Source organism: Paenibacillus sp. F024 (assembly GCF_057814255.1).
Genome location: NZ_JBVASZ010000003.1, coordinates 219,783 through 231,061, shown reverse-complemented (window position 1 = coordinate 231,061; position 11,279 = coordinate 219,783). Strand labels below are relative to the sequence as shown.

The following is an 11,279-nucleotide window of genomic DNA, read 5'->3' as shown; positions in this document are numbered from 1 at the left end:
GCCTGCGCGCGCTTTACGCCCAATAATTCCGGACAACGCTTGCCCCCTACGTATTACCGCGGCTGCTGGCACGTAGTTAGCCGGGGCTTTCTTCTCAAGTACCGTCACCCTCAGAGCAGTTACTCTCCAAGGCGTTCTTCCTTGGCAACAGAGCTTTACGATCCGAAAACCTTCATCACTCACGCGGCGTTGCTCCGTCAGACTTGCGTCCATTGCGGAAGATTCCCTACTGCTGCCTCCCGTAGGAGTCTGGGCCGTGTCTCAGTCCCAGTGTGGCCGATCACCCTCTCAGGTCGGCTACGCATCGTCGCCTTGGTGGGCCGTTACCCCGCCAACTAGCTAATGCGCCGCAGGCCCATCTGTAAGCCACAGGTTGCCCCGTGTTTCTTGATCTTCTCATGCGAGAAAACCACCTATCCGGTCTTAGCTACCGTTTCCGGTAGTTATCCCGATCTTACAGGCAGGTTGCCTACGTGTTACTCACCCGTCCGCCGCTAACTTATCCCGAAGGATAAATCCGCTCGACTTGCATGTATTAGGCACGCCGCCAGCGTTCGTCCTGAGCCAGGATCAAACTCTCCATTAAAGGTAATACTTTAATAGTAGAGAATTGATTGCTCAATTCGTTACTGACTTCATTTCGAAATCTCTTATGAGACTTCGCACTCACTCGATGTTCAGTTTTCAAAGGACAATGTTCTTATTGTTTCACCCAACCGCTTGTCTCATGCGGCCGGAAAACCAATCTACCATATCTCCGTACCGTTTGGCAACTGTTTTTTTTATCCTGCGGAGGAACGAATCCTTTCGTCTAGAAGCTGTTTTCAGTTGATCCGTTTCGGAGTCACGGTTAGTTAATTTACCATATTCAATTTCATTTTGCAAGCATATTTTGTTTTCCAATCTTGGGATCATCCGCAAGCCCAGAATAACCGATCAGCTTGTCTTACTGCCTGCACTGCCTCGCAGCAGCTCAGGTGTAGTAATTTATCATATTTACCCTTCAGTGGCAAGTAAAATATTACAATGTACGGATGGGTTAACTAAATGGGTCCTTTCGGTTCTCTTACATCAAAATATTTTGTACGACTTCCTTCTCGTACATTAGTTTGGGAAAAACCGCCCAATTCCTTAAATGAAACACCTCAAGAGTTTTTGGTAATATATTCCAATTATCCATTACGTAAATTTTATTCGTTATACATATTTGTCAGACATATATAGTTGGCTAAAAAAAAATAGGGTTACCGAGAGTACCAGGAGATTAAATACACTTTCGTACAATACATGCATGGAAATTAAATTTAAGTATAAAAGGGTGAAACATCAAATTTATCGACATTCTCCTTTGTGATCATTTCTATAGGAACTCAGTTCCGTTGAAGAGATTTCTCTCGCCGTTTAAATCGCCATTTTTCTTGTTTTAAATTTCAATGAAGGAAAAAGACCGTTGATTTTACATCAACAGCCCAATCATAGACTGTAATTACTCAAACCTAGGACTCTTGCTGCTTTTAATCCCGCGTTTCAATCGATCCGGAATGTACTGCACCGCTTAATCCAAATTCGAAATTCGAAATCATTAGCGACTTAAACCACTTACTCCTCACCATGGGAATCGTAGCCGCTACAGTCACAAAGATCTCTGTCTTTTGCTAGCTTAGCGCCTTCGCCGTACGTGGCAATACATATTTAACCCAGGTGCAAATATATTACATATAATGGATACTTCGTCCCGATGCATTTTCGGCTGCCTCCATGACCATCTCCCCAAGCGTAGGATGCGCATGAATCGTCAAAGCAACATCCTCAAGCGTCGCCCCCATTTCAATGCCCAATCCCACCTCTGCCACTAAATTGGATGCTTCGGGACCTACAATTTGAGCACCTAACACTACGCCTGCTTTCTTATCGGCAATCAAGGTAACCGATCCTTCCGCAGCATGCATGGATAAGGCTCTTCCGTTGGCCGCATAAGAGAATTTTCCTACCTTGGTTTCAATCCCTTGTTCATATGCTTCTTTTTCCGTTAGTCCCACCACAGCAATTTCCGGATCTGAAAAAACAACCGAAGGAATACAACGGTAATCGATTTTACTCTTTTCGCCTGCAATGACTTCTGCTGCTACCTTTCCCTCATAAGAAGCTTTGTGGGCTAAAGCAGGACCCGGGACGATGTCACCGATCGCATAAATATGGGGTACACTCGTTTGACATTGCCGATCCACTTCGATATATCGTTTATCATTTACTTTTATTCCTGCCACATCCAATCCCAGCTTATCCGTATTGGGCCTGCGACCAACCGTAACCAATATATAATCGGCTGTAACTTCGATTTCATCCCCTGCTGCTTCAAAGGTGACGGTGATCTCATGGTTCTTTTCCGCGCAATGTTTAGCCATTGCCTTCGTGTAAACATCAACGTTTGCTTTTTTCAAGCTCCGGTTCACCATACTTACCAAGCGTTTATCGAAGCCCGGCAAAATTGCACCTCCGCCCTCAAGAAGGGTGACCTTAGTGCCGAATTTAGCAAAGGCTTGCCCCAGCTCAATTCCTATGTATCCACCGCCAACAACAATCAATCGTTTAGGCAATACCCCTAAATTCAAGGCCCCTGTCGATGAAAGAACCCTTGAGCCGAATGGAAAATCGGACAGCTCCACCGGTCTGGAGCCTGCAGCGAGAATACAATGCTTAAACCGGTAGACTTCAGAGCCATTTGGACGATCAATGCGAATTTCGTTCCTACTGATGAATGCCGCCTCGCCTTTGATGACTTGAATTTGATGTCCTTTCAGCAAACTGTCAACTCCGCCAGTCAGTCTCTCAATCACACTCTCTTTCCATGTCTGCACTTTGGAATAATTGATTTTCACTCGCTCCACTTCAATACCCATTTCCTCATAGCGGGACATCTTTTGATAGGCTTCGGCTGCCGAAATGAGCGCCTTGGAAGGAATACAGCCCACGTTCAGACATACCCCACCCAAGCTATCTTTCTCAATTACCGTTACCTTTTTTCCCAATTGGGCCGCACGGATGGCAGCCGTATATCCTCCGGGACCCGCACCGATCACAACGACATCAAGCCCTTGAGCCATCTTTTAATCCTCCCGTTTTTTTCATATTGAAGAACCTTTCTAATACGATGAAGACAACACCGATATGACCAATTCGTTTCCTGCACTATTGCCGACGATAGGATGAAGCTGCTGAAAGAAAGGGTAAGGCAGAAACATGACCCCCATTCCCAGCATCAGACTCACGCTTGTAATAAATAGCTGGTTGCCAATCATTGCAAGCAGCTCGAATAGCTTAAATTCGATCTCCACAAGCTGAATAAAAATTATCAGCAGAATGATATAAAAAAAGGGATGAGTCCATGGCATTCGTTAACCTCACTACAAACCAATACAGGGCCGAAAAGAGGACGCTACCATTGAAATGCTTTCGCCAATGCGGTTCCCGACAAATGGATAACACTCCTTTGAGAAAATCCGTACATGGTTAGAAACCAGACAAGTCATCACCCGCCCGGTTTCATTCTATACTGCATTTTTACAACATTAAGCCCGGTGTTTCCAAATAGTCCGCAATCGTTTTCATCAATTGAGCTGCCGGAGCCCCATCTGCGGCCTGGTGATCCCAAGTCAATGATAACGAAAGAATCGAACGGATCTCGATTCGGCCTTCCGCCACCCAAGGACGTTCCAGTATTCTTCCGACTCCCAAAATACCGGTTTGGCCCGGATACAATATAGGAGTAAATGTGTCGACTCCACTCGCTCCAAGATTGGTTATCGTAAAATTACCATTCTCTACATCATGCGACTCGAGCTTCGCCTTTCTCGCTTTAGCTGCGATATCGTTAAGCTCCCTGGCAACCGATAACAGCGATTTGCTTTGTACATCTTTCATGATCGGCACCACAAGTCCTTTATCCGTGGCCACAGCTACGTTCAAATCTACGGCTGCAGGAATTCGAACCTCTCCGTTCTCCAGCTTTCCATTGAAGCGCCGATGCACCTGCAGCGCTTTGGTCACCGCCAAAATAAGCATGGCTGTAAAAGTAATCTTATCCCTTTGGGCTTTTTTTATCGATTCCAGCAAAGCTAACGCCTCGGTAACATCAACTTCCCGGGTGAGCGTAAGCTGAGCCGTCGACTGAAGACTTTGCCGCATTCGTTCTCCGCTGATGGTTTCAATGCGATTCAGCCGATAAACTTCCATATCCGGCTGCTGCGGCAGCGGACTGCGTTTTTCCGCCTGAGGTATTTGAACCTCTTCCTCGGTCTTAACAACCGCCTGTGCTGCATCCGCATAATTTTGTATATCCTGACTGGTGATTCGCCCGTTAGGTCCTGTCCCCGTGACCTTGGATAAATCAACTCCTAGGGTATGGGCGAGTCTTCGCGCAGAGGGAGAAGCTTTTGGGTTCAATCCGCTCGGTGAAGCATCTTTCTCCTCTTCTTGTGAAGGTGCGGCGGCCTTCATCGCTTCGGTTCCAAGCTCCGCTATCGCAGCACCTACAGGCACATCGTCGTCTTCTTTAAAGTATTGCTTGACCAAAATACCGCTTTCGGGAGCCTCAATCTCCATATTGACTTTATCCGTCGACACTTCCGCTATCACTTCATTTTTGTCTACGGGATCCCCTTCCGACTTTAACCACCTGGTAAGGACGGCACTATCCATGTTTGCGCCTAGTTTGGGTAAGATAATTTGCATGGAAATCCCTCCTTTCACATCATTATGTCCACGTTTTTTGCTTAAACCACGGACAAGACAGCATTCTCAATTTTTTCGGGAGACGGAAGCGCAGCATCCTCGAGAGTCTTGCTGTGAGGGATCGGAACATTCTCCGTGCCGATTAATTTCGGTGGAGCGTCCAAATAATCAAACACCTGCTCCATCACCTCATAGATGATGGATGTTCCAATGGAACCCCACTTGTGGGACTCTTCCACAACGACTAACCGGCCCGTCTTCTGAACCGATATTTTGACCGTCTCCAAGTCAAAGGGTACGAGCGTGCGAGGATCAATGATTTCGCAAGATATTCCTCGTTTTTGTAAATTATCGGCGGCCTCTTTAGCAAATTGCACCATTCTTGAAACGGCTACAATGGTCACATCATCACCGCTTCGGATGATGTTCGCTTTGCCAAATGGTATCGGGTCTTGACCTACCTCGACCTCTTCTCTTATGCCGTACAGCAATTTATGCTCGAGAAAGATGACGGGCTTACTGTTGCGTACCGCAGTTTTGAATAAGCCGTAAGCGTCATTGGGACTCGAAGGCAGAACGACTTCAATGCCGGGCATATTACAGAATAACGATTCAAAGCTCTGGGAATGCTGCGCACCGTTGCCTCTCCCCGCCCCCTGCTGTCCGCGAAAAACGACAGGAACCGGAAACTGACCGCCCGACATATAGGTCAGCTTATTCGCCTGATTGATCAGCTGATCCATCGCAACCGCACAAAAATCCATATATAAAATCTCTACCACCGGCCTTAACCCGGTAAGGGCTGCCCCGATGGCCATTCCGAAAAATCCGGTTTCCGAAATGGGGGTATCCAGTACGCGGTCGGACCCAAACTGTTCCCATAGCCCCTTTGTGACTTGAAACGCACCTCCCGGTTTACCGATATCTTCACCGAATAATACAATCCGGTCATCCCGTTCCATTTCTTCTTTAATTGCCAAGTTGAGTGCCTGGGTGTAAGTCATCTTTTGAGCCATGTGTGATTGTCCTCCTATTCTCCGTAATAGATTCCGTGAAATAAATGCTTCGGATCCGGCCAAGGACTTTCTTTAGCAAATTGGACTGCATCTTCAATTTCTTTTTCAACAGCCTCATCCAGCTTTTTCACATCGACCTGCATCTGGGACAGCTTTTCCGCCGCCCTCTTCAACGCATCTCTGGCCGCCCAAGACGCCACTTCTTCCTTACTGCGGTAAATTTCCTGATCCCCATACATATGTCCCACAAGTCTATACGTTTTCATTTCCAAAAATATCGGTCCATGGCCGGCACGTATGTCTTCAATCGCTTTTTTGGTGATATCGTAGACTTCTTCGACATTGTAAGCATCGACGATATAGGAAGGAATTTTGTACGCCTCCGCACGTTCGGCCATATTCTCGACCGGTACGATTTCTTCAATCGGTGTCATTTCCGAATACAGGTTGTTCTCACAAACAAACAGTACGGGCAGCTTATAGATTGCAGCCAGATTCAACGCCTCATGGAACGCCCCCTGATTCGTTGAGCCATCGCCGAAGATTGTTACGGTAACATAATCCTCTTTGAGATATTTGGCGCTGTACGCTGCACCAACCGCATGAGGAAGGCCTGCAGCCACAATCGCATTGGCCCCTAGAACGCCACGGCTAACGTCGGTGAAGTGCATCGAGCCCCCGCGTCCTTTGTTGATTCCAGTCTCTCTTCCCAGCATTTCTGCCATCAACAATTTCACCGGTGTTCTTCTTGCAATAACATGGCCATGCCCACGGTATGTCGTGGTCATTTTATCCTGTGGAGCCATCGCTAAACCGACGCCGGCAGCTACCGCTTCTTGACCTATGGACAAGTGAATGGAACCCCGGATGAAATTTTCCGCGAATAGATCGCTTAACGTTTCTTCAAATCTTCTGATGGTTTTCATTAGGGTATAAGCTTCCGTTAACAATTCTTTATCCATGGAAACCTCCTGTTTCATGTTAAATGATGAATCCTGCCGTTAAACTATGAGTTGGCCGCCATTGACATCAAGACTTACGCCTGTAATATGAGCGGCTTCTGCGCTGGTTAAAAACAGATCACATTCGCAATATCTTCAGGCTCAGCCAGGGTTCCGCGAGGGATCTCTTTCCCCCACTGGTCCATGACCTCTTCTCCTCTTACGCCGATCGCGCGGTCCGTCTTTGTTGTGCCTGGTGCAACCGTATTTACACGAATTCCATAGGGCCCCAATTCCGCCGCCATCCCTCTTGTCATCGATTCGACGGCAGACTTGGCACAGGAATAATGAATAGGGGTGTTCTTTAAGGCGGTACGGGCGGATATGGAACTCACGTTAACGAACGAACCCGTTCGGGCCGGCATCATCCGTTTGGCGAACTCCCTGCAGCTGTAGAATACACTGTACATGTTAAGACGAAATGACCTTCTCCCATTCCTCATCGGTCATATGGGTTGTCGGCGTGTAGCCGGTAAAACCGCCAGTACAATTAACAACGGCATATAAATCGGCTTTGTCTCCAGCCCTGTCGGCAAATCTTCGAATTTCCTCGGAGCTTGTCGCATCGGTTTTGATGTACGTGATCCGTCCTCCCCGTTCCTTGATCTCCCTGCACAGCTTCATGCTCTTTTCTTCGTTAATGTCCGCCAAATAAATGTCAGCCTGCTGCTCTGCGTATAGAAGGGCGCACGATTTCCCAATCCCTTCTGCGCCTCCCAGGATGGCTACGGCTTTATTCCGAAAGCATGTATAATGCGCCAAAATAGATTTCAGACCGGGCTCCAACATCTACCCCGAGTGTAGGCTCAACAAAGATCAGGATCCGGGCTTGAGCAAACATCCCCCGGGCAATAAGCACCTTTTGCCTATTCCCTCCACTCAACGTATCCACATGATAATCCACATTCACGGTGCGTACCTTTAATCTTTTCGCAAGCTCCTCCACCGTTATATAGGAAAGATGCGACAGACTGACGGCCGGAGTAGGAACTCCATAAAATTGGCCCGTCAAGATGATATTGGCCAGATCCTTCTTGATGCCCTTGATGTCAAAAGAGACTTCCTCCGTTTTCTGCAGCATCGCCGGAATTTTTACGGGAGAACTTTGATTCCCGCAGGGCTATCCGCAATCAATTCAAGCATATATTTCAAGTCAATGCCTGCCTTGATACCGATCGCCACCGCCTCGGATAAGGTGTAAGAATATTATGAATGGTGCTCATTTCTATAAAAAGCTTGCCGTTCAAGTCGGCTGTTAAGAGACCGTCTTTACCGGTATAAATGTCTTTGACCGCTTGATCATCTGTAACAATGGAAAGTATCATTTCACAGCCTTCCGTTAATATGTTCGGCGTTTCCGCCCATTTGGCGCCCTGGTCTAATAAGGGCTTTGCTTTAAGCCTCGTTCTGTTCCAAACGGTAAGATCCATACCTGAAGCCAATAATCTTTCTGCCATGGCAAAGCCCATTCTTCCGAGTCCTGCAAAACCGATTTTCATATGGGCCTCCTCATCTTTAACCATGAGATCGCTTGAGCCGGTTTCCATAACAGTGCTTTACCCGCCGGCATAACGACGGGTAAAGCATTGTTATTTGCATATTACTGTTTGTTGTAATTCGTTGCCGTTACATTGGATAGTTCTTCCTTGACATCAAATGCGGCTCCTTGGGCATTCGCGCTTGTATTCAACACTAACAGACGGCCGGTTCCCCCACCGACATTATTGAATCCTCTAAGCACACCGGGCGGAACCGATATAACGTCCAATGGGCCTAATGTCGTTCTTTCCTCGCCGTTCGGACCCCAGAAAAACTCCCACAAACCATCAAGAGGCATAAAAATTTCTTCCACTTCATGATCATGCAACCTGGCTTGGGGACCCGGGCCTGCCTCTATAATTCCCATGGATATTTGGCTTTCCATCAATACAGGCGGAATGGTGGTTTCTGTAGCAGCCAATGTCCCAATGTATCTGTACGTCGCTTTCTTAAAATCCGGGAATGCATTCCAGTTGGCCTTTACATCCTGTCTGCGAATTACACGCTTGTGAACATCCTTTAAATTCATTGATCATTCCTCCTAAATTTTTTTATGTAGAAAATCAAATATGATTTTCGCTACCTTATCCAGCTTTTCCATAAAAATTTGATATGGCCTACATTCCTGCACCATAATACAAGCGCTTTCACAAAGTGCAGGAGAATGGAGTCAGTTTGTTTGTCATGACTTTGTATCTAGTATTCTAAGGCTCTATATTCTCATTTCCTTCAAAATCAAAATAGCCTAAAGATTGCGAGGCCTGCCTGGCAATCATACAAACCTTTTGGATATACTCGTCTTTATGGTGCTTGTACCTTTCAAGCGGCATTGTCACGGAGTAGGCTGCCAACGGCTTTTTATTCGCTCCAAAAACCGGAGCAGCTATGCAGCATATCCCTTTCATAAAATCTTCATCATCCAAACAATAGCCTCGTTTTTTGACTTCAGCTAATTCCGCCTTTAAATCATCCAAATTGGACGGGGTGGATTCCGTTAATTTCTCAAACCGGTTATCTTTAAAATAATTTTCGATCTTTGAATCCGGCCAAAAAGCAATAACCGACTTAGGCAAGGCCCGGGCATGAGGATATTCCTTATAACCAATATAAAGCGTTTTCACCTTTACAGCTTGAGGACAGTCGATAATGCCCGTAAGAATCACGGAATCATCAATTTCTTTGCCCAAATAGGCGGTTTCTTGCGTAATGTTGGAAAGCTCCTGCAAATACATGTTCAAGGTGGTTTCGGGGGTCATGGACTGCAAAAAAGCATTGTTCAAAAACGGAATCTGATAGCCAATCGAATAGACATCATCTTTGGTTTTGGTCACATACCCATAGTCGAGCAGCGTGTTGATTAAATGATATGTAGTACTTAAGTTTAAATGGAGGTCGATGCTGATTTCCTTAATAAGCAATCCTCCCGGGTTTTTTCCAAGCAAATTTAAGACTTGAAGCGCTTTGGAAACGGATCTTATTCTTGTCTTTTCTTTTTCCATGAGCATCACCTAAACAAAATATAACAGTGAATATCTCTGAGTTCAATGAAAATAAATTCATAATATGAAATATTCAAACTATTCGAAAAACAATCCATGTACTGATCCGATCCATGTATACATAACACGACATCGGATGTGGCTGTACAACAAAAAAACCCTTGAAAATTCAAGGATTTTCGAGCAAACACGCTAAAATGCGTCAATTGATTATTGGAGGCCAAACGCTTTCCCCCATCGTTCCTAACATCTCCATTTCGATCCGTTCACCGGAAGCATACCCTTTTCCTCCGGGGACTCTAACTAAACAATTGCTTTCCAGAAAGCTGGATAGCACGCCGGAAGCCTGCTTGGGGGAGATTTTAACTCTCAGTTCACCCGAACCGGAAGCATAAGCGAACCCTCGTAGAAACCGAGTATGCGGCATTTGCATCATTTCAATCGGTTCATCGCATATCCCGGTTAACCGTTGAGGCAGCGGATTTCTCCAACCGCACATCCTTCGTATGGCCGGAAGCAAATAAAGCCAGGCGTTCACATAAGACGAAGCCGGGTTTCCCGCCAAGGCAAAAATAGGCTTATTGTTCCACATCCCAAACAAAGCGGGCATCCCCGGACGAATTAAAGTTTTCCAAAACACTACTTTTGCGCCGATTTTCTCAAATGTATTTCCCAAAAAATCATAATCCCCCATAGAAACGCCCCCGCTGGTCACTAAAACATCCACCTGCTGAAGAGCTTCGAGCATCCGCCGTTCCAGTTCCTCCGGATTATCCTTTACAATCCCCAAATAAACAGGGTCTCCGCCTGCCTCTCTCACCTGTCCGGCCAGCATAACACCGTTGCTGTCACGGTGTTTTCCGGGAGAAATCTGCTGTTCGACCTGCAGCAGCTCGGTTCCTGTCGAAAGAATCCCCACCTTGGGCCTGGCATAAACCGGAACAACTCCAACTCCAAAAGTGGACAAAAGGCCGGCTTCGACGGGCCCTATCAAGGTCCCTTCCGGGAGTATGATTTTGCCTTCCTCTACGTCCGCTCCCTTCCTTAGAATCGATTCTCCGGCCGGAACGGCACGGTAAACCCACACGCTTGATCGTCCCTCATCCTCCTCCACCTTCGTTTCCTCTACTTTTACAACCGCATCCGCACCCTTGGGGATAGGCGCTCCCGTCATAATGCGGCTTGCCTTGCCTGGAACGATATCCTTTTGCGGTATATATCCTGCAGGTATTTCTTCCATGCTGCTTAACTTCACAGGGTTCATTTGACTGGCCCATTTCACGTCTTCCGCCTGAAGAGCGTACCCATCCACAGTAGATCGGTCAAACATGGGGACGTTATGATCAGCTGACACATGATCCGCAAGACAATACCCATAGGCTTGGGACAAAGATACATAAGCCATGGAAAGAGGACGAATTGTCGCGAGTACAAGACGTTGTGCTTCCTCCAACGGGATGGGTGTAGCATTGGGTATATATAACGGCATAACG

The 11,279-nt window shown here is 46.7% G+C and carries 12 protein-coding genes and 1 rRNA gene; all 13 read right to left on the bottom strand.

All coding sequences use genetic code 11. The annotated features are described in order from the left end of the window. Window positions 1-586: ribosomal RNA gene (locus ACZYR9_RS06180) — 16S ribosomal RNA — on the bottom strand; the annotation flags it as partial. A 1,126-nt stretch (window positions 587-1,712) separates the two neighbouring features. Then, entirely contained in the window at window positions 1,713-3,104 is a 1,392-nt protein-coding gene (lpdA, locus tag ACZYR9_RS06175) for a dihydrolipoyl dehydrogenase (RefSeq protein ID WP_488977592.1), read from the bottom strand. Between the two features lie 39 nt (window positions 3,105-3,143). Continuing rightward, window positions 3,144-3,392, bottom strand: coding sequence for a hypothetical protein (locus ACZYR9_RS06170; RefSeq protein ID WP_488977591.1), 249 nt, complete (start codon window positions 3,390-3,392; stop codon window positions 3,144-3,146). A 169-nt stretch (window positions 3,393-3,561) separates the two neighbouring features. Beyond that, the gene (locus ACZYR9_RS06165; protein WP_488977590.1) at window positions 3,562-4,731 is read right to left on the bottom strand and encodes a dihydrolipoamide acetyltransferase family protein; all 1,170 of its coding nucleotides are present in this window, start codon (window positions 4,729-4,731) and stop codon (window positions 3,562-3,564) included. A 41-nt stretch (window positions 4,732-4,772) separates the two neighbouring features. Beyond that, window positions 4,773-5,747 (bottom strand): alpha-ketoacid dehydrogenase subunit beta, encoded by a 975-nt coding sequence (locus ACZYR9_RS06160; RefSeq protein WP_488977589.1) that lies wholly within the window; start codon window positions 5,745-5,747, stop codon window positions 4,773-4,775. A 14-nt stretch (window positions 5,748-5,761) separates the two neighbouring features. Then, a complete protein-coding gene (locus ACZYR9_RS06155) occupies window positions 5,762-6,709 on the bottom strand; it encodes a thiamine pyrophosphate-dependent dehydrogenase E1 component subunit alpha (RefSeq protein ID WP_488977588.1) in 948 nt (315 codons plus the stop codon). A gap of 107 nt (window positions 6,710-6,816) precedes the next feature. Next, the gene (locus tag ACZYR9_RS06150; protein ID WP_488977587.1) at window positions 6,817-7,158 is read right to left on the bottom strand and encodes an SDR family NAD(P)-dependent oxidoreductase; all 342 of its coding nucleotides are present in this window, start codon (window positions 7,156-7,158) and stop codon (window positions 6,817-6,819) included. A gap of 1 nt (window position 7,159) precedes the next feature. Beyond that, window positions 7,160-7,510 carry an SDR family NAD(P)-dependent oxidoreductase gene (locus ACZYR9_RS06145; protein WP_488977586.1) on the bottom strand — a complete coding sequence of 117 codons (351 nt, stop codon included), beginning with the start codon at window positions 7,508-7,510 and terminating at the stop codon, window positions 7,160-7,162. Further along, on the bottom strand, window positions 7,482-7,829 hold the full coding sequence (locus ACZYR9_RS06140) for an ATP-binding cassette domain-containing protein (RefSeq protein ID WP_488977585.1): 348 nt from the start codon (window positions 7,827-7,829) through the stop codon (window positions 7,482-7,484). The genes ACZYR9_RS06145 and ACZYR9_RS06140 overlap by 29 nt, the downstream gene beginning before the upstream one ends. Window positions 7,830-7,896: 67 nt before the next feature. Then, the gene (locus ACZYR9_RS06135; protein WP_488977601.1) at window positions 7,897-8,271 is read right to left on the bottom strand and encodes an NAD(P)-dependent oxidoreductase; all 375 of its coding nucleotides are present in this window, start codon (window positions 8,269-8,271) and stop codon (window positions 7,897-7,899) included. 77 nt (window positions 8,272-8,348) lie between these two features. After that, a complete protein-coding gene (locus ACZYR9_RS06130) occupies window positions 8,349-8,816 on the bottom strand; it encodes a cupin domain-containing protein (RefSeq protein WP_488977584.1) in 468 nt (155 codons plus the stop codon). A 175-nt stretch (window positions 8,817-8,991) separates the two neighbouring features. Beyond that, complete coding sequence (locus ACZYR9_RS06125) at window positions 8,992-9,786, bottom strand: IclR family transcriptional regulator (RefSeq protein WP_488977583.1); 795 nt, start codon at window positions 9,784-9,786, stop codon at window positions 8,992-8,994. 202 nt (window positions 9,787-9,988) lie between these two features. Further along, a complete protein-coding gene (locus ACZYR9_RS06120) occupies window positions 9,989-11,275 on the bottom strand; it encodes a molybdopterin molybdotransferase MoeA (RefSeq protein WP_488977582.1) in 1,287 nt (428 codons plus the stop codon). Window positions 11,276-11,279 lie beyond the last annotated feature (4 nt).